The organism is Niastella vici (assembly GCF_002077945.1).
GTDB classification, from domain to species: domain Bacteria; phylum Bacteroidota; class Bacteroidia; order Chitinophagales; family Chitinophagaceae; genus Niastella; species Niastella vici.
On sequence record NZ_LVYD01000052.1, the window covers coordinates 1 to 26,898 of the forward strand.

The 26,898-nt window shown below is 47.4% G+C and carries 21 protein-coding genes and 1 tRNA gene; 11 read left to right on the top strand and 11 right to left on the bottom strand.

Going from position 1 to position 26,898, the window contains the following annotated elements; translation table 11 throughout:
* The 3 genes from A3860_RS21185 to A3860_RS21195 all read left to right on the top strand — a co-directional run.
* Positions 1 to 321: T9SS type A sorting domain-containing protein (locus A3860_RS21185; RefSeq protein WP_158085319.1), on the top strand; the 321-nt coding region annotated here is incomplete at its 5' end.
* A 35-nt stretch (positions 322 to 356) separates the two neighbouring features.
* Positions 357 to 920 (top strand): M23 family metallopeptidase, encoded by a 564-nt coding sequence (locus tag A3860_RS21190; RefSeq protein WP_216823481.1) that lies wholly within the window; start codon positions 357 to 359, stop codon positions 918 to 920.
* Between the two features lie 236 nt (positions 921 to 1,156).
* The gene (locus tag A3860_RS21195) at positions 1,157 to 2,404 is read left to right on the top strand and encodes a sialidase family protein (RefSeq protein ID WP_081149522.1); all 1,248 of its coding nucleotides are present in this window, start codon (positions 1,157 to 1,159) and stop codon (positions 2,402 to 2,404) included.
* A 66-nt stretch (positions 2,405 to 2,470) separates the two neighbouring features.
* On the opposite strand, the gene A3860_RS21200 is transcribed toward A3860_RS21195, so the two are convergent.
* The 3 genes from A3860_RS21200 to A3860_RS21210 all read right to left on the bottom strand — a co-directional run bounded on the left by A3860_RS21200 (position 2,471) and on the right by A3860_RS21210 (position 6,357).
* A complete protein-coding gene (locus A3860_RS21200; protein ID WP_081149524.1) occupies positions 2,471 to 3,220 on the bottom strand; it encodes a DUF542 domain-containing protein in 750 nt (249 codons plus the stop codon).
* 77 nt (positions 3,221 to 3,297) lie between these two features.
* Positions 3,298 to 5,475, bottom strand: a complete 2,178-nt coding sequence (locus A3860_RS21205) for a sensor histidine kinase (RefSeq protein ID WP_216823482.1) — start codon at positions 5,473 to 5,475, stop codon at positions 3,298 to 3,300.
* Between the two features lie 312 nt (positions 5,476 to 5,787).
* Positions 5,788 to 6,357, bottom strand: a complete 570-nt coding sequence (locus tag A3860_RS21210) for a GNAT family N-acetyltransferase (RefSeq protein ID WP_216823483.1) — start codon at positions 6,355 to 6,357, stop codon at positions 5,788 to 5,790.
* A gap of 355 nt (positions 6,358 to 6,712) precedes the next feature.
* On the opposite strand from A3860_RS21210, the gene A3860_RS21215 reads away from it, so the two are divergent.
* The 7 genes from A3860_RS21215 (at position 6,713) to A3860_RS21245 (ending at position 14,139) form a co-directional block, all read left to right on the top strand.
* Entirely contained in the window at positions 6,713 to 9,778 is a 3,066-nt protein-coding gene (locus A3860_RS21215; RefSeq protein ID WP_081149530.1) for a SusC/RagA family TonB-linked outer membrane protein, read from the top strand.
* A 31-nt stretch (positions 9,779 to 9,809) separates the two neighbouring features.
* Positions 9,810 to 11,228 carry a SusD/RagB family nutrient-binding outer membrane lipoprotein gene (locus A3860_RS21220; protein WP_081149843.1) on the top strand — a complete coding sequence of 473 codons (1,419 nt, stop codon included), beginning with the start codon at positions 9,810 to 9,812 and terminating at the stop codon, positions 11,226 to 11,228.
* 322 nt (positions 11,229 to 11,550) lie between these two features.
* Positions 11,551 to 11,621, top strand: a tRNA-Gln gene (locus A3860_RS21225).
* 170 nt (positions 11,622 to 11,791) lie between these two features.
* On the top strand, positions 11,792 to 12,376 hold the full coding sequence (locus tag A3860_RS21230) for an RNA polymerase sigma factor (protein WP_081149532.1): 585 nt from the start codon (positions 11,792 to 11,794) through the stop codon (positions 12,374 to 12,376).
* Positions 12,377 to 12,440: 64 nt separating this feature from the next.
* Positions 12,441 to 12,779, top strand: coding sequence for a hypothetical protein (locus A3860_RS21235; RefSeq protein ID WP_081149535.1), 339 nt, complete (start codon positions 12,441 to 12,443; stop codon positions 12,777 to 12,779).
* Positions 12,776 to 13,291, top strand: a complete 516-nt coding sequence (locus A3860_RS21240; protein WP_143774207.1) for a hypothetical protein — start codon at positions 12,776 to 12,778, stop codon at positions 13,289 to 13,291. Before A3860_RS21235 ends, A3860_RS21240 begins: the two co-directional genes overlap by 4 nt.
* A 167-nt stretch (positions 13,292 to 13,458) precedes the next feature.
* Complete coding sequence (locus A3860_RS21245) at positions 13,459 to 14,139, top strand: TapB family protein (protein ID WP_081149541.1); 681 nt, start codon at positions 13,459 to 13,461, stop codon at positions 14,137 to 14,139.
* A 319-nt stretch (positions 14,140 to 14,458) separates the two neighbouring features.
* Here the strand turns inward: A3860_RS21245 and A3860_RS21250 are convergent, their stop codons facing one another.
* From A3860_RS21250 to A3860_RS21280, 7 genes are all read right to left on the bottom strand, one after another.
* Entirely contained in the window at positions 14,459 to 17,920 is a 3,462-nt protein-coding gene (locus A3860_RS21250; protein WP_081149544.1) for a T9SS type A sorting domain-containing protein, read from the bottom strand.
* A 242-nt stretch (positions 17,921 to 18,162) separates the two neighbouring features.
* Positions 18,163 to 19,038, bottom strand: coding sequence for a dTDP-4-dehydrorhamnose reductase (rfbD, locus tag A3860_RS21255; protein WP_081149547.1), 876 nt, complete (start codon positions 19,036 to 19,038; stop codon positions 18,163 to 18,165).
* A 9-nt stretch (positions 19,039 to 19,047) separates the two neighbouring features.
* Positions 19,048 to 19,608, bottom strand: a complete 561-nt coding sequence (gene rfbC / locus A3860_RS21260) for a dTDP-4-dehydrorhamnose 3,5-epimerase (RefSeq protein ID WP_081149550.1) — start codon at positions 19,606 to 19,608, stop codon at positions 19,048 to 19,050.
* 126 nt (positions 19,609 to 19,734) lie between these two features.
* A complete protein-coding gene (gene rfbB, locus A3860_RS21265) occupies positions 19,735 to 20,808 on the bottom strand; it encodes a dTDP-glucose 4,6-dehydratase (RefSeq protein ID WP_216823484.1) in 1,074 nt (357 codons plus the stop codon).
* 78 nt (positions 20,809 to 20,886) lie between these two features.
* Positions 20,887 to 21,870, bottom strand: a complete 984-nt coding sequence (locus A3860_RS21270; RefSeq protein WP_081149552.1) for a UDP-glucuronic acid decarboxylase family protein — start codon at positions 21,868 to 21,870, stop codon at positions 20,887 to 20,889.
* Between the two features lie 12 nt (positions 21,871 to 21,882).
* On the bottom strand, positions 21,883 to 23,211 hold the full coding sequence (locus tag A3860_RS21275; protein ID WP_081149555.1) for a UDP-glucose dehydrogenase family protein: 1,329 nt from the start codon (positions 23,209 to 23,211) through the stop codon (positions 21,883 to 21,885).
* Between the two features lie 38 nt (positions 23,212 to 23,249).
* Positions 23,250 to 24,383, bottom strand: a complete 1,134-nt coding sequence (locus A3860_RS21280) for a DegT/DnrJ/EryC1/StrS family aminotransferase (protein ID WP_081149558.1) — start codon at positions 24,381 to 24,383, stop codon at positions 23,250 to 23,252.
* Positions 24,384 to 24,680: 297 nt separating this feature from the next.
* Here A3860_RS21280 and A3860_RS21285 point away from each other — a divergent pair, with 297 nt between their 5' ends.
* A complete protein-coding gene (locus A3860_RS21285) occupies positions 24,681 to 26,090 on the top strand; it encodes a 3-deoxy-D-manno-octulosonic acid transferase (protein ID WP_081149561.1) in 1,410 nt (469 codons plus the stop codon).
* On the opposite strand, the gene A3860_RS21290 is transcribed toward A3860_RS21285, so the two are convergent.
* Complete coding sequence (locus A3860_RS21290) at positions 26,063 to 26,893, bottom strand: hypothetical protein (RefSeq protein ID WP_081149563.1); 831 nt, start codon at positions 26,891 to 26,893, stop codon at positions 26,063 to 26,065. The genes A3860_RS21285 and A3860_RS21290 overlap by 28 nt on opposite strands.
* Between the last annotated feature and the right edge of the window lie 5 nt (positions 26,894 to 26,898).

The window sequence follows — 26,898 nt, forward strand, 5'->3', positions numbered from 1 at the left end:
ATTCAAACCGGCACTTTGGCTACCAGCAGCACCAGCGACAGCCGCATAACAGAAAACGGTACGTTGAAGCTGGCGCCCAACCCGGCAACAGGAAGCGCTGTCACTATTGAATATACGCTGGCCGATGCTTCGCAACCTGCCAGCATTGTAGTGACCGACAATTTTGGACAGGCAGCGCAACAACGCAATGTGGTATTGCAACAAGGGGTGAACCGCCTTACCATCAATACCGGCAGCCTGAAACCAGGCATCTATAATGTAACTATCCGTTTGGGCGCTTCTGGCAAAACAACCAGCAAGAAGCTATTGATAGTTAAATAACCTATGAGTTTATAATTCTAAAATAAATGAAAACTATGAAAAGAAACACCGCAAGAAATGTGTCATTAGGTCTTTTGGTTCTAACAATGGCTTTTATGGCCTGCAACAAAGGAGAGACCTCTGCTGCTACAGAACAGCAGGATTCAGAAGTTGCCCTAACACCTGTTATCGCTGCTGAAGAAACCACCGCTACTGCAGCCGTGGCCGCAGCCGCCAAAGTAAAATCGCCGGTGCCGGGTTATGGCATCAGCTATCCTTATGGCGTTAAGAATCCACGGTATGCCGCCGGCTATCATACCGGTGATGATTATGCCTCCCCTACCGGTACCAAGGTTGTAGCCGTGCTGGATGGCACCATTGCCTGGTCGAACAATAATGGTGGCGCCTATGGCCGCTGGATCGGGTTGCGCGCTTCTAACGGCCGCGATTATGTGTATTGTCATTTGAGTGTTCGCTCGGTAAGCGCCGGCACTAAAGTAGTTGCCGGCCAAAAGCTGGGTGAAGTAGGCGCTACCGGCAATGTTACCGGACCTCACCTGCATTTTGAAGACCGGCCCAAAGGTGGTGGATATGGTCAGGTGAGAAAACCCAGTTGGTAAGTTATTTAGTTTTTAAGTTTAAGAACTAAATAACCCAACAACTCAATAATTAATAAACTCCCCGTCAGGGGTAAACAACCCTTTACAAGACGCCCCTCTTCCGGGAAACTGAGGGATTCACCAGTGCTTCTTTAAATGGTTTGTTTCACCAGTAAGCTATGTTCTTTATTAGTGTGACCCGGTTTGTTCGCCGGGAACGCCGGGTACACTTGTTTTTAAACAGTAAAACTTAACAAATGAAACAAACAAAGTTTCCGGAAACAACAAGCATTAACCGGCTGCCGGGCCTGCTCACCTTTATTACGGTGATGGCCCTATCGGCCACCGCCTGCAAAAAAGGAATTGCAGACAACAAAGCAGCCACCGGTTCAGCGCGAAAAGCCAGTACCGAGGCTACCCAAACCCATACCTATGTCAAGATCTTTGATGGCGGTACCGACGGGTATCATTCCTTCCGTATTCCCTCCATTGTACGCACCAACGCCAATACATTGCTCGCTTTTGTAGAAGGACGCATGAGCGCCAACAAGGATTACGGAAACATTAATGTGGAGTATAAACGTTCTACCGACAATGGCGCTACCTGGTCGGCCATGAAGGAAGTGGTAGGCGCGGGTCAGGTTACCTGGGGCAACCCAACGGCGGTAGTTGACCACACTACCGGCCGCATTTGGGTATTTATGAGCTGGAATTCTGCTACCAAGAACCAAAGCGGTACCGATGGCTACGATAAAATTGATACCTGGGGCGATCGCCGGGTATATTCTTCCTACAGCGACGACGATGGGCTCTCTTTTTCTACCCCCGTTGATATGACCAGCACCCTGCTGCCACCCGGGCGCACCTGGGATGCCATGGGCCCCGGCGTTGGTATTCAAACCAGCAATGGCACGCTGGTAATTCCCGCCATTGGCAGAAATATTTACAGCACCGATCATGGCGCAACCTGGCAATACCAGCTGATCCCCGGCGGCACCAGTGAAGGCGCTATTGTAGAATTGAACGATGGCCGCCTGATGCGGAACGACCGCGCTACCAGCAGCACCTGGGCAACGGCCAAACGCCGCTGGGTATCGCGTGGTACACTCACCGGTAGTTTCAGCGCTTTTGAACCGGATGATGTGCTGCTCGATCCTGCCTGCCAGGGTTCTATTGTACGCTACACCGGTTCGCCCGACCGTATTATGGTATTAAATTCGGCCAGTACAGAAACCCGTTGCAAAATGCGGGTACGTATTAGTTATGATGGCGGCGTTACCTGGCCACTTAGCCGTAAAATATACGATTGGTTAACCGATGACCAAGCCTGGTCGCAAGGTAAAGGCGGTTATAGCAGTATGGTAAAAACAGCCGACTATACCATTGGCGCGTTGATAGAAGTGAATGAGAATACCAGTGACAGCGAGAACAGTCACCGCTCTATAGAATTCCATAAATTCAATTTACCGTGGATGACGAGTGGCGCTACCGAGCCCATTCCATAACGGTGTACCTATTTAGCATAAAGGGTAGAAGGCGCGCCTTCTACCCTTTTATTTTTATCAATTTGCTTACGCCCGCTTCAATTCACCTTCTATTGTCAGTAAACGGGGCAGCAGGATATTTTTCTCCAGGTGCATGTGCTGCACCAGGTCATTATCGAGCTCGCGCAATTTCATAAACACCACCCAGTGACTGCGGCAGGCATTGGCCGGCAACGTGTAATCATTGGTAAGGGTACGCATGCGGTGCAATACGCCCATAATGAGCTGGTGCTCCTGGTCCATTACCTTTTCAACGGGTTTGCGCAGGGTGCGGGTATATAAACCGGCCAGTGAATCCTTTGAGGCCCAGGCCCGGTTCAATTGTTTTATATAGGGGAAAATACTTTCTTCTTCCTGTATCATGTACAGGGGCAGCTGGGCATGCAGCCGGGTAAATTGTTGCTGCAGCTCATCGAGCCAGGTAAATTTTTTCCGGTGTTCGGCAATGAAATTTGCCAAGTGAGTTTCAAGCACCGGCAGGGTGTGGCGCAAATAACTGTGGTGCACCTGAACAATATAATCGGCCAGAAAATCGAGCGGCCATTGCGTAAAAGGCAAAGCCGTGGAAATTTGAACGGTTCGCACCGCTTCTTCCAGTTCCTGTTTTACGATGGCCACATCCAGTCCGCGCATTTCACAGGCTGTTTGCAAAGGCCAGCGGGCCCCGCAGCAATAGTCGATATTATACTTTTTAAAAATATCGGCGGTGCGGTAATCGCTCAACAGGATCTCTGTCACCAATGCCTGTTCATCAATTTTATTCAACGGATGCATCATACTCCCGGGCTTTCTGTTTGTGCTAATGAATTAGCAACAAATTAAATCCATTGCCCGCAGATTCTACCTGATTTTCGTCAGGTCACCGGTATTTGCACCAGAATTCGGCAGCCACCCATTGGTTTTGTATCAATTATGAGGGTTCCACCCAGTGTTTCGGCCCGGTTCAGGATGTTGAGCAGGCCAATGCCTTTGGTTTGTTTGGTTATATCGAATCCTTTTCCATTATCCTGTATCAGCAGGGTAAGAGACTGTTCGTTCTTTTCTATGGCTATTCTTACATAACCTGCTTCGGCATAGCGCAGGATATTATTGGTTTGCTCCTGTATAATACGGTACAGCATCAGCTGCACATCGTGACTCAGTTCATCTTCCAGCTCAGGATCGCACTCAAAATCAACCACCACCGGCCGAACCAGCTGCATATTCTTGATAATGTCTTCAACCGGATCAATAAGGCCCACCTCTTTTATGATAGAGGAATTCAGTGATTTGGAGATCTTCCTTATTTCCTGGATGGCCAGGTCGATATACTGGGTTGTTTTTTCGATCAGGAATTCCTGCTCATCGGCACTGCTGCGGGCAGTGGTGAGCATGATCATGGCCGATGACAGGATCTGGTTCACATTATCATGCAACTCTTTTGAAATTTCGTTCCGTTCAAAATCCTGACCGGCGATCATGGCCTGGTTAATGCGCAGGCGCTCCTTTTCTTTTTGCTGGGTCAGCTCTGCTTCCAGCTTTCTTTTTTCGGTAAGGTCCTGAATGGCGCCGATCGCGCGTACGGCTATTCCATCTTTATAAATGATATACCCTTTATCTGACAAATATTTATAGCTGCCATCGGCACAACGGAAACGGTATTCATCGTGCCAGTAATTATTGCGGGCCATTAAACAGGCATTGATGTGCCCCATTACCCGCTGGCGGTCCTCGATATGGATCTTTTCCAACAACCAGTAAAGGTCATTGTCCATATCGTTTTGCATATACCCGGTGAGCTGGCTGAAGGGCTCGCTGCGGTAGATGGTGCCTTTTTCAATATTCCAGTCCCAGATATAATCAGAGGAGGCCTTGGTGGTATAGTAAAACCGTTCGTTGCTTTTTATGATCTCTTCCTGGGCCTTTCTTTCTTCGGTGATATCGATCGATTGTCCGCCAATGAGCCGTTTTGGTGTGGAGGTTTGCAGCAGGAACTTGAACACCAGGTATACACCGGGCGTGCCATCGCGCCGGATGGAATTTTCAATGGTGATGAGGGGCTGATTCGTATCAAGCACCTTGCGGTTGTTGGCCATATACTCTTCCACCATTGCTTTCGGCATCAGGTCGCGCATATTGCTGTACAGGTGGGCATCGTTCAGTTTCCACACCCGCTTGAAAGTATCATTCATGTAAATTATAAAGCCATCCTCGTCGATGATCCAGGCCGGGCTGTGCGTATTATTCATAAACGACTGAAAGATGTATTCACTTTCAGTTAAACGCGATTCGGCCTCCTTGCAGGCGGTGACATCATTAAAGGTAACCGCTACCAGTCCCGGTACCCGGGCATTGTATTCTTCGAGCAAACAGGTATTTATCGATAACCAGGTGAGCCTGCCCCTGGCATTGATGAAACCCAATACCCTGTTCTGGATAACTTCCCCGGTACGCAGGGTCACCATGGCCGGATATTCCTGAACCTGTAGCGGCGTGCCGTCTTCCTTGAAAAGTTTGCCGCCCAATTCGGTCAGGTTCCGCCCAATGATTTGCTCATGGCTGAAGCCGGTGATATCGCAGGCCTTGTTATTGGCTGAAATAATGGTCCCCTGTTCGCCCTGCAACAACAGCACCCCTTCATCTAATGAGTTTAGCAGGGTATTATATAATACGCCGGGTGTGATATTTTTTTTGCGGTGAATGGTGGCCTGCAGGTCGCGAATGATGATCACCACATCGAGCAGGTACTGGGTGCCCGGAAATTTATGCGTATAGCACGAGACCCGGTAAGTGCGGTCATCGGGGGCAGCCACAAAAATATCCTCTACCTGTTCATCGAGCGCAATGGCCCGCTGTAACTGGCTATGCACTTCGGCATGCCCCGGGAACAGCGTGTTGAGGAAATCGACTATATTTTTTTTAGCAGGTCTTCGCGATTGTTTAAACCACATTTCTTCTGCTGCCACATTCCAGTGCAGCAGGTTAAAATGCCTGTCGGTTATGAATACGGAATCCTGGCAATCATTCAGGATGGCTTCCAGCCAGGGGGCCATCTCTCGGTAGTTGGTTGTAAAAGACGGGTTCATAGGGATCTCTGTAAAATGTTAAATCAGGTGGAACGCACTGTTGCTACTACCCAAATTGTGCCAATGATGTAATCACTTTACTTTCAACGCTAATCAAATCAGGCACCGGGTTTTTCTTTCCCACAAATAGAAAAACGTTCCCACATATTAGTATCTTATGTGGTTGTTTTGTTTGTGCGAAAAAATTTATTAATCACAGAATTACATACAAGTACTTACCATGCGGTACGTACATCTTCAGGTTGTGTAGAATTGTATTAACCGTCTGTGATACATGTATTAATGCTGCGTTTTGTGGTTCCATTCTTCTTTTAATACAGAATACACATACAGATCAACAAACTGATTGTTCACAAACTCTCCCTGCCTGATGATGCCTTCTTTTTTAAAGCCCAGCCGTTCGGGAATGGCCTGGCTTTTATAGTTTTCGAGAGCGGCCCTGATCTCTATGCGGTTTAAGTGCAGGTGCCTGAACCCTTCATCGATCACGGCTTTGCAACACCGGGTGATGATGCCCTTGCCCAGCCATTGCTGACTAAGCCAATAGCCAATGGATGCCGACTTGTTGTGCAGATCAATATTGTACAGGCCCAGCCGCCCGATCATTACCCCATTGGCCATGACCACATACCCCATTTCAGTATGATTGACATACCGCTGTTTTGAGCCGTTGATGTATTTTCTGAAATCATCAACAGAACGCATGTGATCGACCCAGGGAAGCCATTCCCGCAAATGCTGCCGGTTGACCTTCACCAGCTGGCACAATGTTTCAGCATGATGATGATCTATGAGCTCAAGAACAATTGACTCATCCACTTTTAATTTAATTGCCATTGCAGGAAGCATGTTGTGATTTTTCGGTTTTTGGATTTTGGGATTTAGAGATTTCAAAATTGCGAATAATTGAATTTACAGATTTATCAGGGGTCCCCAAATAAATAAATCTCAAAATCGCGAAATCCCGAAATCAGCAATTAACAATAATATCATTTTCTGTAAACAAGTCGTCAAGAACCATTAACACATTTACACGCAGTCAATATAAATTCGTACTCATGGGGAGCGTGCACTCTCCCGACCCCGTCAGTCACTACCAAAACCTGGTCCAGTACTCTAGCGATTGCCCAACCGAGTAACCGAGTAACACAACCGAAAAACACTTTCCGTAGCATTTTACGACATACAACCAAAACAATACAACATGCAATCAAAACTGCTATGTATAATGGCATTCACTGCAGCGCTGTTCATTTACACAGGGGCCCTTGCCCAAAGCAAACTGGTAAAGGGAAAGGTACAGGATGAGAACGGAGGCCCCGTACCCAAAGCATCTGTGCTGTTGAAAGGTTCAAAATCGGGCACCAGCACCGGTGATGACGGCTCGTTCCAGCTCAGCGTTCCGGCCAATGCCACGCTGATCGTTACCGCCATAGGTTATAACCGCAGCGAAATAAAAACCGGTGCACAGGAATTTGTAACGGTATCACTGATGCCCGATGGCCGCGCGTTGAATGAAGTAGTGGTTACCGCATTGGGCGTTAAGCGGGAGAAGAGAAATCTTACGTTCAGCTCGCAGGAGATCAAGACCGATGAACTGGTTCGCGCCAAGGAACCAAACATCCTCAATGCCATGACGGGTAAAGTGTCCGGTGTGCAGATCACCAGCTCATCGGGTACGCCCGGCGCTTCGAGCCGCATTGTGATCAGGGGCGTTACTTCCATCACCCGTAACAACGAAGCGTTGATAGTGGTAGATGGCATACCGGTAAACAATTCCGAAACCGGCGCCGTGAACAGTGGGCCCGGCAGCAACCGGCTTATTGATTTTGATCCTTCTATTATTGAAAGCGTGAATGTGCTGAAAGGCGCCGCCGCCACTGCCTTATACGGCTCTGCCGGGGCCCGGGGCGTGGTGATGATCACCACCAAAAGCGGGTCGGGCAGTAAAAAACCAGCCATCACTATTTCGCAGGACCTCTCGTTCGAGAACGGCATCTTCCCCAAAATACAAAACAAGTATGCCCAGGGCGACCGCAAAGTAATTAATGGTGTGTTGTATGACAACGTATATTATGATGGGGAAACAGATAAAGCCAGCAGCTCCTGGGGCCCCCTGATGGATACCCTGCGGGTGAACGGCCAGCCGGTGCAGAAAAGGAACCAGGTAAAAGACTTCTTTCAAACCGGTGTTACCAGTAACAGCACCATCAGCTTCTCCGGTTCAAACAGTCCGGGCTCCAATTATTTTGCGTCATATTCATACCTCGACCAAAAAGGCATTGTACCCACTACTTACCTGAAGCGACATACGCTTTTTAGCAAGTTCACCACCAAACTCACCGACAAACTATCGGGTACTTTCCAGTTCAACTATGCCAACAGCCGCACCAACCGCATGCCTGAGGGATATATACTGGAAAGCCCCATCTGGACCATTTATACAGCGCCCATATCGTGGAATCCCCTGCCCTACCTGAATACCGATGGTACGCAACGGCTTTACCGGTTCTCGCGCAATAATCCCTACTGGGTGCTTGACAATGTGTATACGCATGGTACGGTTAATCGTTTTGTACCGGTGGTGACCCTGAATTACGCCCCGTTCAACTGGATGAACATTACCGAAAGAATGGGCGCCGACATTTACACCGAGCAGGTGAAATATTATGAAGCCGTTGGTTCGGTAGCCAACCCCAATGGGGTGATCGTTGACCGGGTGAATACGTTCAGGCAATACAACCATGATCTCATCATCGATCTGCATAAACAGTTCAATAAATTCAATGTACAGTTGTTACTGGGTAATAATGTGCTTTCGACCTACAACCAGGATGTGCAGGGCCGCGGCGTGGGTTTATCGGTTACCAGCGGTTACGACAATGTGGCCAATGCCTCGTCCCAAACCTATAGCGAGAAGCATTACCTCACCCGCAAAACAGGTTTTTATTCGCAGGCGAATATCGACTACAACCATATGCTGAACCTGGCTTTGACCGGCCGGTACGATGGCACTTCGGTGCTGGCCCAGAAAAAGAACTTTTATCCCTACGGATCAGTGGCGGCCGGGTTTGTTTTCTCAGAGCTGTTCAACCCGAAATTATCGTCGGTGATCAACTTTGGTAAAGTGCGGGCCTCCTATGCAACGGTGGGTAATGACAATGTGGATGCATATGCGCTCACCACACCCTACCTCAGCGTCAACAGCATCAATAATACCGATGTTGGAGGCATCTCCTTTCCTTACCAGGGGCAAAATGGTTTCCTGTTAAGCGATATACTGGGCAACCCGCTGCTCAAGAATGAGCTCGTTAAAGAATTTGAGACCGGCATTGAATTGAAAGCATTGAACAACCGCATTGGCGCCGAGATCTCGTGGTTCTATAAAAAAGTGCAGGACGGCCTTATACCGGTTACCATTTCACCAACAACCGGGTATAACCAAACGACCATCAATACCGCCCGCATGCAAACGAAGGGCATTGAAATATTGTTGAACGCCAATCCGGTGCGGACAGGTAAATTCAACTGGGACCTGGTATTCAGCTTTACCAAACTCAGGAATAAAATACTGGCCCTGCACGAAGGCCTTAACAGTGTGAACATTGGGTTTACACAAGCTATTGTAGGCGAACCTTATGGTGTTAAATACGGCACCCGCTTTGCCCGCGACAGCGCCACCGGCAAATTGCTTATAGATGCCGATGGCCTTCCCTTTGCCGATGACAAGCAGGGCATACTGGGCACAGTTACGCCCGACTGGCTGGCCGGGCTCACCAATAACCTGAGCTATGGCCCCTTCAGCCTCAGCTTCTTTTTTGATATGAAGAAAGGCGGGGTCACCGAAAATAACGTAGATGGATACGGTTATTTTTATGGAACGCCCAAAGTAACCGAAGACCGGGGTGTTCGTACAGTAGCCGGCATCAGTATCGTCGACGGCAAAGACAACACTGTTGCGGTAAAAGGACAGGATTACTGGCGCCGCGTATCGGGCGTGATGGAATCGGTGATACAGGACGCCACCTACATCAAACTGCGCAACGTAACCATTGGTTATGTGCTGCCCGCCAAACTGATCGAGAAAACACCGCTTAAATCAGCCTCATTGACCGTTACCGGCCGAAACCTGTGGATACACAGTCCGCACTTTACCGGCGGCGACCCTGAGAACAATTCATTCGGTTCTTCGAATGGGTCGTTGGGCCTGTACTCTTTTTCAACCCCAACCCCACGGTCGATCAATATCAGTTTGAAAGTTGGCTTATAATCCGGTTCCGAACCATTTAAACAAGATCAATATGCGCACTATATTATATGCAGTTCTCTTTATATGTTGTTTCATTCACCTCACGGGGTGCAAAAAATATACAGATGTAAATAGCAATCCCAATGACCCTGTAAGCGTACAGGAAGCGTTGATACTGTCGCCGGTTGAATTGAATATAGCATCTGTAATTAACAGTGGCGCCAGCACCGGTACACTCACCAGTGGCTTTGCTGCCGTACTGGCCAACCATTATATGCAAAACATTGCGTTGAACCAGCCTGTGCCTAATGAGGGCACGTACCGGTTGTTCAACCCCGATATCAATGACAGCTGGAAGAATATTTATGTAGCCTGCCTCAATAACCTGAAGGCCATGAACGACAAGGGCACCACCAATGGCAACTATAACTACAGCGGCATTGCCAAAATACTCACGGCCTATTGTTTGGGGGTTGCTACCGATTACTGGGGCGATATTCCTTATTCAGAAGCATTGAACGGCAGCAGCAAACTGCAACCGGCTTATGACTCACAGGAGAGCATTTATAAGGCCATGCAACAATTGCTCGACGATGGTATTGCCGATATCAATAAGAACGCCGTTAAAACACCCGGAACCGACGATTTTTTTTATGGCGGGGACATGGACCAATGGAAACGGTTCGCCTATACTTTGAAGGCACGGTATTATATGCATTTGACCAAAGCGCCGGGTTACACCGCACTGGCGCAGGCCAACCTGGCTTTAACGGCCCTGCAAAACGGCATGGTGGATAATAACGACAATGTGAAGATGACCTATACGGGCGGCGCAGGTGAACAAAACCCCTGGTATGTAAACTTTCTGCCGGTGAGTACGCTGGTATTGTCGTCGACCTGTGTTGATACGCTGGTAACACGTAATGATCCGCGGTTGCCGAAGCTGGTGGCAAAAGCCAAACAAACGGGATTGTATACCGGGCGGCCCATTGGTTCTATAAATATCAGCGGCAGCCTCGATGTGTATTCGCTGCCCGGTTCGGCCTATGGCGCAACCGGCTCACCGGTGTATGTATTTAATTATGCCGAAGCGTTGTTCCTGAAAGCCGAGGCCACGCTCATAAAATCGGGGTATGCAGCAGCGCAACCGATATACCAGGATGCCATCAGGGCCGATATGAACAAACTGGGCATTGCAACCAGCGATGCCGACAATTACCTGACGGCCCGCGGCACGCTTACTGCCGCCAATGCGTTGCAACGGATCATGGAAGAAAAGAAGATCGCCAACTTTTTATCGATAGAGAATTTCAATGACTGGCGGCGGACGGGATTTCCGGTGCTCACCAAGGTGCCCAATGCGTTATCAGAGATCCCGCGGCGGTTGTTATACCCGGAGGTAGAGGTGCTGAGTAACCCGCAGGCGGGGCAATCGGCCAAGCTGACTGACAGGGTTTGGTGGGATAAGTAACGCCCCCCAGCCCCCCTAAAGGGGGAGCTTGTACCCGATAATTGGTTGCCGGTTCCTGGTTTCAAAGCTTGCTCCGACGCCAGGTTCCAGTGCTGGGCGCTACATTTCACGTTTGCTGTTTCACGTTTCGGATTCATTCGCAGTTAGTTTCATATGGCAAGTCAGGGTGAGTCTTTTTAAGGCTCACCTTTTTATTGCCCACCAGCTAGCCGGGTTACCGGGTTCAACCCATTCAAGTTCAACCAACTTTCTTTTTGTCGCCATTTGTAGAAGCTTTATTTTTGTACCCGCCTTTTTGAACAAGGTGTGTTCTTATTCTGATTGCCCGATAGTATAATGGTAGTACGTCAGATTCTGGATCTGAAGGTTGGGGTTCGAGCCCCTGTCGGGTAACTTTCTTGCATGCCAAAGGGCTCTTCTGATTTTATCGGGAGAGCCCTTTTTTTATCGTTCAAATACTAAAATGAGGCAATGATCTACCCTTTTGGCCGGTCTGTCTCGTTTTCCCCTCTCATATCGAATGATTTCGTAAGTTGTAGCCTCAAATTTAAACGGCCGTCTTTTTGAACGAACTGGAACTGATACAACAACTCCGGGCAGGAGACGAACTGGCATTCAAATCCCTGGTAGAAAACTATCAGGACCTCGTTTACAATACGGCACTGGGCGTTGTACAAAACAGTGAGGATGCCGAAGACGTAGCCCAGGAAGTATTTATTCAGGTATACCGCTCCATCGATCAATTCAAGGGCGATGCCCGCCTCAGTACCTGGATCTACCGCATTACCACCACCAAGGCCCTGGACCATATTCGCAGCCGCAAGCGCAAAAAGCGTTTTGCCTTTATTACCAGTCTCTTTGGCCCCAACGACGAGCTTATTCATGAACCCGTTGATTTTCAACACCCGGGAGTGGCTTTGGACAGAAAGGAACAGGCCGCCCTGTTGTTCCGGATGATTGATCAATTGCCTGAAAATCAAAAAGTAGCATTTACTTTACATAAATCGGAAGAGCTGAGTTACCAGGAAATCGCCGACGTAATGCAACTGTCGGTATCGGCCGTGGAGTCCCTGTTGTTCAGGGCGCGGCAAAATCTGCGTAAGTTGCTGGAAAAATATTATCAACAGAATAATTCACAAGGCAAATAAGCGTTTCGAAGGTTTTGCTTTTTATTAGCGTCAAATGTATAAGTTTACATCGTAAATTAGATTTATGTCAGTCGATTCAAATAACAACTCCCGGATAGATGCGGTGCTGAATAGCCTGGAGGGGATGCAGCGGGCCAAAGCGCCTGATTTTCTGTATACCCGGCTCAGGGGGAGAATGGAGCAGGAGTTTGACCAGGGCGGACGGCTTGGCCGTTGGCTTACCCGGCCCGTGCTGGCTTTAACGATTGCAGCTATTATTCTCATCATAAATGCTACCACTGTGCTTAAAATGTGGGGCAGCAATAACGCCGCTAAAAGCAATATTGAATCAGGTCAGATAGTAGCTGCTGATTACCCGGCAGGAGTATATCCTGTATATAATGAAAATTCAGTGGAACCATGATGAGGCCCCCCCGACAAAAATGGCTGTTGGTACTTGTAGCGATCTTACTTATAACCAATATTGCCACCCTTTCTATTTACTGGTTTAAAAAGCCCGACCACGAAGGCGGTCCCGGCCATGGCGAACCCGGCAACCGGGAAAAAAGATTCGGCCAGTTTATGGTTGACCAACTGAAGTTCGACACTGTTCAGGAGGCTGCCTACTGGAAGCTGCGCGATTCTATGATGGCCATTCAAAAACCGGTGATGGATAGCATGCGCAGCTCCAAAAAAAGATTTTTCGACCTGCTGAACGAACCAGGTGCAACAGATTCCATGCTCACCGCCCGCAGCAATGAAATAGCTATTATGCAGAAAAAACTTGATTCGGTAACCTTCCGGCATTTCCAGAAAGTACGCGCTATCTGCCGGCCCGATCAATTGCAAAAGTTCGATACGGTCATCAAAGAGATCGTAAACCGTATGACGCCGTTCAGAAGAAACAGACCAGACTCTACATTTAATAAAAAATAGTTCGCTCGATAGTTTATAGTTCCTAAATCCTTTAAGCACCATTCAGGTGGGCTATTAGCCATCATCAACCTTCATTTTTACGGTTCAACTTTACCACTAAAAGGGTATTATCTCATACTCATTTTGGTTGTTACTTTGCTCATGCAATAACACCAAAATTATTGTTTATGCGATTGACCTTTTTGTTGGCCTGTAGTTTCGGTCTGCTCACAAACGCCAGTCAGGGCCAGGACTGCAAGAGCTATTATTTCCTGCAAAAAAACAAAACCATTGAAATGACCATCTACAACAAAAAGGGAGAGGCCAATGGAAAGCAGGTGTATACCGTTTCGGATGTCACCAATAAAGGCAGCAACACTACAGCTACCGTTAATTCAGAACTGTTTAATAGTAAAGGCAAATCAATGGCCAAAGGCCATAGTGAAATTGCGTGTTCCGGGGGCGTTATGATGATAGATATGACCATGCAGTTACCGCAACAGCAACAGGAACAATATGCCAAAGCAGATGTAAAGGCCGACAAGATCTATATAGAGTACCCGGCCAATATGAAGGCAGGGGATAAATTAAAAGATGCCACACTGGATATGACGATAGACAACCAGGGCATGAAACAATCCGTAAATATGGTTACCAGCGATCGTGTTGTTGAAGGGAAAGAAAGCGTTACCACCACTGCAGGCACCTGGGATTGTTTCAAGATCACGTTTAAAAGCAAGATCACCATAAAAACGATGGGCATTGGAATGCCATTTAACATGGAAGGAACAGAATGGTTTGCACCCGGATTCGGCATTGTAAAAACAGAAAGCAAACATGGCGGCACAGCCATAACAGCCATCAAATAAGTAATATCCTCAGTACGGAAACCAGGCCCCGATGTTCAGTCGGGGCTTTTCTTTTGGCGGCAACAGATGCGTTACTACTTTCATTAATAAACAATGAGGCTTCACCCGTCAATGGTGAATGGTCAATGGTGAATAATACCCGGCGGCGCGGCCTACGAAATAATAGCGAGGCCCAAAATTGAGCAAACCTATTCACCATTCACCATTGACCATTCACCATAAAAAAACCGGGACCATTGAAATGGCCCCGGGTGTTCTGACTTGTGTATGTATGAATTACCTGTTGTTCGAAGCGTTTATATTGCTCTTATGTAACTGATCACTGTTTCACCATCTTTATGCGGTATTGACGGCTGCCCTGCTGTACCTGCAGGTAATACATGCCAGCCGTCAGGGATTGTGCATTTACCGTTTGCCCATTGCTGATAGTTTGTTTGTGCACCTGTATACCGGCGGCATTGTAAATGACCAGTATGGCCGGCGCGCTGTTATCGGGCAATTGCACGCGGAAATTGGTTTGAACCGGGTTGGGTTGCAGGCGGGCTACCTCCTGCTCACCGGGCTGCACGGTCACGATCTTCGAAAAGCTGTACACCCCATCTTTATCGGTTTGTTTCAGGCGGTAGAACCATTTCTGTTGAACCGGTACGGCATCGGTAAAGCTGTAATTGGCAGATCCGTTGTGGTTTCCACTGGCGGCCACCCGGCCTGCTTCGCTGAATGCTGCCCCATTTTCGCTTCTTTCCACGATAAAATATTCGCTGTTGATCTCTGCCGAGGTGCCCCAGGTAAGCACTACCTTATCACTCTTTTGAGTGGCATTGAAGTATAACCAGGTTACAGGCAATGTTCCGGTAGCGATGTTGCCACTTAGAACGCTGCTGGTATTGTATACCGGCGCCATTGCTCCATTGTATTCAAATACTTTGTAATAGTATACATCGCCGGCGTTCAAACCGGTCACTGTTACGCTGCTGCCATTGCCTGCATACACCACATATTCATCAATAGCGATCTGTGATCCCGACTTAAATACGGTGTTGGCAGGATAAGCACTCAGGTCGGCCGGCATTGCTGACACGTTACTTCCCTTTTTCAGCACCACCAACCTGTTAGCACCATTTCCATTTTGCCAGTTCAGGGTAAGGCTGTTGGTAGTTGATGAAGCTACCCCGTTGCTGGCTCCCTGTGTAGGTGCAAACACTGTGGCCCCGGTAGTGGCCAGCACGCTGCTGGTAAGGTAACGCTGTAAAGAGCCGGTTCCATTATATTCAAAAACGGTGAGGTAATAGGTAGTTGATGGCAACAGATTCGTTACAGTTACGGTATTGCCGGTAGTATTATTAAACACCACATACTGATCATTACCCAGGTTGCTGCCACTGCCAAAAGAAGCATTGGCAGTATAATTGGTGGCACTGGCCGGTGTAAAGTTCACTGCACTGCCCGCACGCATTACAACCATGCGACCGGCGCCATCTCCGTTTGTCCACTTGAAAGTGAATTTATTGCCATCAACTGCCGAAATAAGCGGCGCTGAGGCAGCTACAGTAGGTGTAGTGGCGCCAGGCAGATCGGTGGTCGTAAAGCTGAAACTGTTGCCGGGCACCAGATAAGCCAGGGCTGATGACCCATTGAATTCAAAAGCCGTTACATAATAAGTTGTGTTAGGCGACAGGTTAGTAACAGAAAAAGGTCCAACAGCGCTGGAAGTACGGTATACAATGGCGTTATCGGTGGCGCCAAACTTTACCGTTCCAAATGTTTGACTATATCCAAGGTAGCTGGTCATATCCTGTGGCACCGCATCAACCGGTGTATTGGCCCTCATGAAGAAGATACGTGAGGCGCCATTGCCGGCTGAGAAATTGATATTCGCCTGTGTTGCCTGAATACTGGTTGCATTTAATCCACTGGTTTGAGTAACAGGCCAGGTAATGGTGGCCGCATTGCCAGCTAAAAATGATGACGTCAAATAATCATTCGCACCAGCAACAGAAGTATTATAGTCATACACAGCAAAATAATAGGTAGCGCCTATTTCAAGCCCGGTCATATCAAAATAATACGTGGTTCCATCATATACCACAAATTCACCGGGAGCTACCTCTGTACCCTGACCGAAAATAGTATTGGCAGTGTAGCTGCTTCCATCAATGGGTTTATAGGTTACGGCCATGCCTTTGCGGGCGATCACGATCCTTTTACCGCCGTTTCCGTTTGTCCACAAAACACGCATTCTGTCTCCATCCCGCGATATCTGGGTAAAACCAGTGGCTGCCTGGGTAGGTTCCAACGGAATGGAAAAGTTGATAGTAGCCGGTGTTTTATTATATACCGGGTAATTAGTGCCGTTATATTCAAAAATGGCGGCATGGTATGTAAAACCCGCTTTGAGCGAGTTGAGACTAAAGCTGGAGCCATTCATTTGACCGGCCACAGAATAATTGCCGGGGGCTATCTGGGGACCGCTACCAAATGCAGCGTTTCCTCCGTACAATGTAAGATCATTAGGAATAGCATCTACTGCACTGCCTTCTTTCACTACCGCCAGGCGGTAATTGCCTGAACCAGGGGTAAAATTAACGGTTGCCGTAGAACCGGTTATATTGCTTACGCTAAGGTTCGTGGCAATAGAAGCTGGCGGAATGGCCGTGCTTTTGTTGCCATCGACTGGTGTATTTAAATAATACGGATAATTACCCGCTGTTTCATCAAATTCGAATATCCGGAAATGATAAACGACACCGGGTTCCAGATTAGTGACAGTTACACTGTTAGAATTCGTGTTGCTCACTACAAATTCACCCGTTGCGATCTCCTGTCCTGAACCAAATACGGTATTCGCAGTATATACTGCTCCGTTAATGGGTGTAGCCGTTACAGGAGATCCTTTACGGGCAATGATCAGCCGTTTGCTGCCATTGCCGATAGAACAACCTACAGTAAGCCGGTTGCCTTCAATATTATTAAATACGATTGACTGGGTAGGTTTGGTTGGACCCGCATTGGTTGTAGTGTTCCAGTTGGAAGCGGGTTTTAAATATACAGGGGAGGCACTTCCATTGTATTCAAAAAACGCAAAATGATAGGTTGTGTTGGGCTCTAAATTGGTAACGGTCGTGACTGGACCACTACCTACGTATAACGTATAATTATCCACGTTGATCACGCTACCGGTTCCATATTCACCGTTCCTGACCGTAGAGTAACTTTTAAGGTCTACCGGTTCACCATTTACCGGCGATGTTTTGCGGACCAGAATAAGCCGGCCTGCGCCATTACCATTTACCCAGTTCAATTTTACCGAATTGCCGGTTGCTTCAGAAAAGGTTACGCCGCTGGTTTGTACAGTAGGGGCGGTTGCAGTAGCCTTGTTACCTGCCAATGGTATCATCAGGTATTTTGTAGCAGTACCGGTACCATTGTATTCAAACACGGCTATATAGTAGGTGGTAGCGGGTTTCAATTTATCAATGGTTACGGAGTTCCAGCTGTTTTTCTGAACCACATATTCACCAGCCATAGTAAATTCAGAGCCTGCGGTTCCAAAATTTGAATTGGCTGTATAATCTACACCGTTCACCGGTGTGCCCATAACGTCACTACCTTCTTTAACAACAATGAGGTGATTGGCGCCATTCCCTACATCAAAGAGAATAGTTAATCTTCCGCCATCGATGGTAGTAAACCTCAGGTTGCTGGCCGGTACGGTTGGCGCTGTTTGCGCAGTGGCCATCATACTTAATAAAACAAATAAAAACGTACAAATGGGTCTCATGGGTCAACTAAATTGTATAATAAATGATTGATTGGCCCTGCTACAGGGCATGCATGGTAATGCTGCATGTAATCTGCGCACGATTACATTAGTGAATCATTGGATCATAAATGAGGTCATAACCGGTATGCGGCAGCAAATGTAGGCGTAGCCAGAAAGTATAAAACCAACCGGGTCATGGAATGCCAAAAAGGAGTTATGAATTGTAGTAGGGTGGAACTGGAATGGGACAGCGAAAACAGCTACAGCAATAGTTTTAAACATTCCTGCAACGAATCCTTCCATTCAGGAATGGTACAATGAAATGTGTGTTGAATTTTACTGGTATCCAGTAAAGAGAAGGCTGGTCTTTTGGCCGGTGTGGGATATTGTTCGGTAGGAATGGGATTCACCGTACAGGCACTGCCGGTCAGTTCCCTGATGGCAACGGCAAAATCATACCAGCTGATGCGGCCCAGGTTGCTGTAATGATATATTCCGGGAACCCAATTGGTAGCGGAGACCTGGCTATTGGCCACTATCGTCATCATGCATTTTGCCAGGTCGGCTGCATAGGTTGGCGCCCCCACCTGGTCGTTCACTACATTGATGGCGGGCCGGTCGTGCATCAGCTTCATCATGGTCTTTACAAAGTTCTTACCAAATGAAGAGTATACCCAGGCGGTTCTTATAATGATGGCTTCGGGATTGGTTTGCACACAAAGCTGCTCGCCTTTTAATTTGGAAGCCCCGTACAGGTTAACGGGGTCTGTTGCCGCCTCTTCTTTATAAGGTGTGGGCGACTGGCCATTAAAGACATAGTCTGTTGAAATATGAATGAACCGGGTATTAAATGTTTTGCAGGCTGCAGCCAGTATACGTGTGCCCTCTGCATTTACCCTGTAAGCGATCTCCTGTTCCGATTCAGCTTTATCAACCGCCGTATAGGCCGCACAGTTCAAACAATACGCCGGGCGGTGGGCAGCAAAAGTTTGCTGTACCGCCGCTTCATCGTGCACCGGCATAGTATCATGCGAGGTAAAAACAAATTCAAACGAGGGATATAATGCCGCCAGCACCCGCAATTCCTGCCCTACCTGTCCATTGGCGCCGGTCACTAATATAACTGGTTGCGACATAGTCAATGATTATCCTTTAAATTCAAATGGATTTACGCAATTGGCCAATCCGGGCAATACCAGGTCTTTATCTGAGATAATAGCTTTTTCAAGCGGTATTTGCCAGTCAATGTTCAATGTGGCATCGTTGTATATAATACCATGTTCATTGGCCTTGCTATAGAACTGATCGCATTTATACATTACTTCTGCCACCTCGCTTAATACGGAAAAGCCGTGCGCAAAACCTGCCGGTATAAATAATTGCTTTTTATTATCGGCCGATAATTCAATAGCGAACACTTTACCAAATGTGGGTGAGCCTTTTCTGATATCAACGGCCACATCGAGTATAGAGCCTACCAGCACCCGTACCAGTTTTGCCTGGGCAAAGGGCGCCACCTGGTAATGCAATCCCCGTATAACGCCATAGGTTGAGCGGGATTGGTTATCCTGTACAAACTGGCATTCAATTCCGGCACCGCCAAATATTTTCTGGTTATAGGCTTCGAAAAAAAATCCGCGGCTATCTTCAAATACCATGGGTTCAAATACCAATAAACCTGGCAACCCTGTTTCAATAAAAGGCACTATAAAATAATTTTTGATTTAGAGATTTTTTGATTTTTCGATTTTGAGTTCGCGAGATTTAAAAAAGAAGCACAAATTGAAGAAATCCCGAAATCTCAAAATCTCCAAATCAGCAATAATAAGCTCCTATCTGCGGGCATATTGCTCTTCATAATAATGCTGGTAGTCGCCTGATGTTACATGCTTTACCCAGTCTTCGTTTTGCAGGTACCAGTCAACCGTTTTTTCGAGCCCTTCTTCAAACTGAAGCGAAGGCTCCCAGCCCAGCTCTTTATTCAACTTGGTAGCATCGATGGCATACCTTAAGTCGTGGCCGGGACGGTCGGTTACATAAGTGATCAGTTTGGCTGATGTGCCTTCAGCCCTGCCCAGCTTGCTATCCATTATTTTGCACAACAGATGCACCAGGTCAATATTCGTCCATTCATTGAAACCGCCGATATTGTATTTATCACCGGTTTTTCCTTTATGGAAGATGACATCGATGGCCCTTGCATGGTCTTCAACAAATAACCAGTCGCGTACGTTTTCGCCTTTACCATACACCGGCAGTGACTTATTATTTTTGATGTTGTTGATCATTAACGGGATCAGCTTCTCGGGAAAATGGTATGAACCGTAGTTATTGCTGCAGTTGCTCATAACCACAGGTAAACCATAAGTATGGTACCAGGCACTTACCAAATGATCTGAGGATGCTTTGGAAGCAGAATACGGCGACCGCGGGTCATACGAAGTTTCTTCGGTAAAGAAACCTTCTTCGCCCAGCGAACCGTATACTTCATCGGTTGAAACGTGGTAAAAACGTTTCCCTTCCATCTTGCTTTCTGTTTTTGCCCAGTACTTGCGGCTGCTATTCAGCAAAGTAGCCGTGCCCAGTACATTTGTTTTTACAAATGCCAGCGGATCAATGATCGACCGGTCAACATGGCTTTCTGCCGCCAGGTGTATCACTGCATCAAATGCATATTGCTCGAACAGGGCATCTATTCTGGCCGCATCGGTAATATCGGCTCTTTCGAACCGGTAATTGGATGCCTGCTCTACGTCTTTCAGGTTCTCGAGATTTCCTGCATAGGTCAATGCATCGGCATTTACGATCAAATAACCGGGATACTTGTTTACAAATAACCGCACCACATGTGAACCGATAAAACCGGCTCCCCCGGTAACCATGATCGTTTTCGAAAATGTACTCATAGATTATTTATTAAAGTTGCCTTCCGATAGCTATCGGAAGGCAAACATAAATTTATGGAACTAAAGCTGCAAGCAGTATTATTTCTTCGCTACAAACTCTTTCGGTTGTTTAAACCATTCTTCCTCAGGCAGCGATTTAAAATATTCATAGGTCACTTTCAATCCGTCTTTACGGCTTACTTTAGGCGACCAGCCGAGGATCTCTTTTGCCCGGCTAATGTCGGGCTGCCGTTGCTTGGGATCATCTACGGGCAGTGGCTTGTATACGATCTTTTGTGTGGTGTTGGTAAGCGTAATGATCTCTTCGGCAAAGTCTTTCAGCGATATTTCATCGGGATTGCCCACATTAACAGGCAAATGGTAATCGCTCATCAATAACCGGTATATTCCTTCAATAAGGTCATCAACAAAACAAAAGCTTCTTGTTTGTGAGCCATCGCCGAATACGGTGAGGTCTTCGCCCCGTAATGCCTGGCCAATAAAGGCGGGCAGGGCGCGGCCGTCGTTCAACCGCATGCGCGGCCCATAGGTATTGAAGATACGCACAATGCGGGTTTGCACCCCATGGAAGGTATGGTACGCCATGGTCATGGCTTCCTGGAAGCGTTTGGCTTCATCGTACACACCCCTTGGCCCTACCGGGTTTACATTACCCCAGTATTCTTCATTTTGCGGATGCACCAGCGGATCGCCATAGATCTCTGAAGTAGAAGCAACCAGAATGCGGGCGCCTTTTGCTTTGGCAAGCCCCAGACAGTTATGGGTGCCCAATGACCCTACTTTCAATGTTTGAATAGGAATTTTCAGGTAGTCGATGGGGCTGGCTGGAGAAGCGAAATGTAAGATATAATGCAGTTCGCCGGGAACATGAATGAACTTCGATACATCGTGATGATAAAATTCAAATTGTTCCAGCTTGAATAAATGTTCAATATTGCGCAGGTCGCCCGTGATCAGGTTATCCATACCAATAACATGGAAACCTTCTTTAACAAAACGATCGCATAAGTGTGAACCTAAAAAACCAGCAGCTCCGGTAATAAGTACTCTTTTCTTTGACATGGGAAAGGTTATTTATTTTTGTTTAACTGCCGGATCTGCTACGGCCCGGCCCACACTTTCATAGTAAAAGCCTAATTCCTTAATAGCATCCGTTTCGAACAGGTTACGTCCGTCGAAGATCACCTTATTCCTGAGTGCCGTTACGATCTTCAGGAAGTTGGGCGTGCGAAACTCATTCCACTCGGTGGCAATGATCAGTGCATCGGCGCCTTCCAGACAATCGTACTGGTTTTCGGCATATACAATTTTATCGCCCAGCAAATGGCGCACGTTGTTCACCGCTTCGGGATCATAGGCACAAACGGTTGCACCTTCTTTTACCAGTTCATCGATGATGTATAAAGCCGGGGCTTCGCGAATATCATCGGTGTTGGGCTTAAAGGCCAGTCCCCACAGGGCAAAACGTTTGCCTTTCAGGTTATTCTTGAAATAGCTTTTGATCTTGGGCAGCAGGTGCAGCTTTTGTTTTTCATTCACATCCATCACGGCATTGAGGATCTGAAAATCGTACCCTACTTCATTGGATGATTTCACCAGGGCCTGCACATCTTTGGGGAAACAGCTTCCACCATACCCAATGCCCGGGAACAGGAAGCGTTTACCAATGCGGTCGTCGCTGCCGATACCACGGCGCACCATATCTACATCGGCGCCCAGGCGTTCACACAGCTGGGCAACTTCATTCATAAAAGAGATCTTGGTTGCCAGGAAGGAGTTAGCGGCATATTTGGTAAGCTCGGCCGAGCGAACATCCATATAAATAACAGGGTTACCCGAACGTACAAAAGGGGCATACAATTCACCCATTACCTTGCGGGCCCTTTCAGAAGAAGCGCCTATTACAACGCGGTCGGGTTTCATGAAATCATCCACAGCCACCCCTTCGCGCAAAAACTCGGGGTTACTCACTACATCAAAATCACCTACATATGTTTTGGAAATTGCATCGTATACTTTTTCAGCAGTACCTACAGGCACGGTGCTTTTATCAACGATCACTTTATAATCGGTCATCAGCCCGCCCAGGTCTTTGGCAACGCCGAGGATATATTTAAGATCGGCGCTTCCATCTTCACCCGGCGGTGTGGGCAATGCCAGGAAAACGATCTCGGCATCTTTTACGCCATCATACAGGCTGGTGGTAAAGCGTAACCGCTCTTCTTTTACGTTGCGCAAAAATAATTTTTCGAGTCCTGGTTCGTAAATAGTGATCTGGCCTGAAGAAAGTTTCTCAACTTTTACCTTGTCAATATCTACGCAGGTAACATCATTACCCGTTTCGGCAAAACAGGTTCCTGTCACCAATCCTACGTAGCCCGTGCCTACTACAGCAATTTTCATTTTGAGGATGTTTTAATAGTGCCTTAATAGAAATAAGGTTACTGGTTATTAATAAACTCCAACACTTTGCTGGTAATGAACTGGAGCTGCTCATTACTCAGTTCGGTATGCATAGGAAGGGATATTACCCGTTCGGTCAACCAGTCGGTTGTTTTCAGTTCGAATTGGGAACCGCCAAAAGCTGCAAACATTTGCTGGCGGTGGGCAGGTACCGGATAATAGATCATGGAAGGAATGCCATGGTCGGCCAGGAATTTGTTCAACGCATCGCGGTCAACGCCTTCAAGCAACAGGGTATACTGGTGAAACACGTGGTTGCTGTAAGGCGCCCTGTAAGGTACCGTGATCTTTTTATTTCCGGCAAAGGCCTTATCATAAAAATCAGCGGCACTGCGGCGTGCGGCAATATATTCATCCAAATGCGGCAGCTTTACGTTCAATACTGCTGCCTGTATAGTATCGAGCCGGCTGTTACAGCCAACACGGTCGTGGTAATATCTTTTCGATCCTCCATGGTTGGCTATCATCTTCAACACAACAGCCAGTTCATCATCATTGGTAAAGAGGGCGCCGCCATCACCATAGCAACCCAGATTTTTTGAAGGGAAAAAAGAAGTGGTACCAATAGTACCCAGGGTGCCGGTCTTTTTCGTTGTGCCGTCGTTCAACTGAATATCACCGCCAATGGCCTGCGCATTGTCTTCAATAACATAGATCTTATGGCGGTTGGCGATGTCCATGATGGCTTCCATATTGGCTGCCTGTCCGTACAGGTGAACCGGAATAATGGCTTTCGTTTTTGGCGTAATTGCCTTTTCAATGGCAATGGGATCTATACAGAAAGTTTTAGGGTCTACTTCAACAAAAACAGGTTTCAATTGCAACAGGGCAATCACTTCTGTGGTAGCAATAAAGGTAAAAGAAGGTGTTATCACTTCATCGCCCGGTTTAAGGTCCAATGCCATTAAAGCGATCTGCAGGGCATCGGTTCCATTGGCGCAGGGAATAACATGCTTAACCCCCAGGTATTTGCTCAGCCCGGCAGCAAAGTCCTGCACCGCCTTGCCATTAATAAAAGCAGTGCTGTCGATCACCTCTTTTATAGCTAAATCTACCTCAGTTTTTATTTTTGCGTATTGCTGCTTTAAATCAACCATTTGTATGGGCTGCATGCTATTCTATTTTTGATTAAAAACGGGCACAAACGTACTGCAAAAAAACGGTGTTAGCAAGCCTATCACAAAGTGCGGCAGCCTTACAACCCAATTGGCTGCAACCATATAAAAAATATTTATAGTACATATACCTGCGGCCCGAATTAACGTTTTGGCAAAATGAACCATTCCGGAGCTGAAAAAGGGGTGGCAGCACACACTATAAAAACAACCGCAAAACCGCTATTTTGCGCTATTTGACAATTCTGACGATAAAAACGACATTTGTTTTTTTTTCTGGATTAAATTATTACCGTGCACCTGTTTATTTATAATATCTTTTTGATTATATATTCGATCGGCATCCGTATTAGTTCCCTTTGGAACCCCAAAGCGCGTTTATGGCTCAGGGGCCGCAGGTCAATATGGACTGAATTACAGGAAATAAGAGGGCAGGAAGTTGGAAAACAACTCCCGGAAATCAAGGGGCCGAAGTCGGAAGTAAGAAGTAAGAAAGTGGAAAGCGAACCCGAAAACCCGGAGGGCGCCCACTCACCACTCACCACTCACCATTCGCCCCTCGTGTGGATACATTGTTCTTCCCTCGGTGAATTTGAACAGGGCCGGCCGGTGCTGGAAGCCATCAGGCACCAATATCCCACCGCCAAAATTTTACTGACCTTCTTCTCCCCCAGCGGTTATGAAGTACGTAAAAACAGTTCCGGGGCCGACTATGTAATGTACCTGCCACTGGATTCGAAGCCAAATGCCCGCCGGTTCATCAAAACGGTTCAACCCGATCTGGTGATCTGGATCAAATACGAATACTGGTTCTATTATTTAACTGAATTAAAAAAGAAGCAAATCCCGCTGTTACTGGTATCGGGTATTTTCAGGAACGACCAGCCATTTTTCAAATGGTATGGCCGCCTGCACTGGTACATGCTTGAAAGTTTCAACCACCTGTTTGTTCAAACAAAAGAGTCAAAACAATTACTGGGCACCATAGGCTTCAACAATAATGTAAGTGTAAGCGGCGATACGCGGTTCGACCGGGTTGTACAAATAGCGGAACAATTCAGGAACATTGACCCAATAGCTCATTTTTGTGGCGATAGTGCCGTGGTGGTGGCCGGCAGTACCTGGCCCGAGGATGAAGAAGAACTCGATCATTATGCCAATACCCACCCCGAAATAAAGTTCATTATTGCCCCGCACGAAATACATGAAGAGCATTTGAAAGAAGTGGAGAAGCTGTTTAAAAACAGTGTGCGTTTTTCGGGCCTGCCCGCTAACCCCGAGGCGCCCCGCCCGGTGCCCAGAGGCCGGCAGCTCGACAGCCCCGCCCCGGCGCCCAATACTCTTATTATCGACAATATTGGCATGTTATCGAAACTGTACAAATATGCCACTATTACGTATGTAGGCGGTGGATTTGGCGATGATGGCGTACACAATGTGCTGGAGGCTGCGGTCTATGGCAAACCGGTAGTGATTGGTCCGGTGTACGATAAATATATAGAAGCGGTGGAACTGGTTCAGCAGGGTGGCGCGTTGGTGATCAATACGGCCCTTGAACTGGAGAAAACATTAAATGACCTGCTATCCGATGGCCCTGCGTACAGGGCAAGCTGTGAAGCCGCCCGTAATTACGTATATAATAATAAGGGAGCTACAGAAAAGATAATGCAATACATTCAGGAGAACCGTCTTTTAACCAGCTGATAGAAGTGGCGGGTGCTTTCTTTATTTTCATCCCAGCCCAGTTTGACCTTTAATTCCCGTTCGATCCAGTATTGGGCTTCGGGCAATATGCGAAAACTGTTAATGGTCTTTATGCTGCGTTCGTACATCACTTCGTCGTTGCGGAAGAGTTCGCTGATAAATACAAAGCGGTCGTTGATGCCGATAGCCCGGCGCAGATCGCGTACCGGTGCATCGTTGAGCACATGTGCTACTTCCTTTACCTCTTCTTTTAACTTTTCATTAAGGGAAGCGTCTTTGGTAGCCATTACCTCGTTCAGTTCTTTTACCGCATGTTGATGAGCCAGGGTAGGAATTTCGCGCAGGGGGTCGAATTTGTACCCATATTCGGCCTGTTCGGCCTCGTGGTGATGGCCATTATTTTTTTCCACAGTTCCGTTGGTTCCGTTTACGGTAGCATTTACCACGGGCTGGGTTTCAACCACTACCGGAGCTTCTACCACCACGGGGGCGGCAGCCACAATGGCTGGTGCAGTTACAACAGTTGAAGTTTCTTCAACGGTTGGGGTTTCTACTACAGCCGGTTTATTTACCACTGGCTGATGTCTTGCTTCATCCGCTGTACGCCGGTTGGGGTAGGCATGCCCATTAGCCGCCGGCATCACCACTGCCACTTTAGACGAATTGACAGTTCGGTGTGTGGACGTCGACATCTGTACCAATTCTGTTTCAATTAATTGGGTAGTGACTAATAGTTGAAACGGATCGGCATTTTGTGCAAATTGTTCATTTAATTTGCCAATAAGTTGTGCTAAACGTTCCATAATAA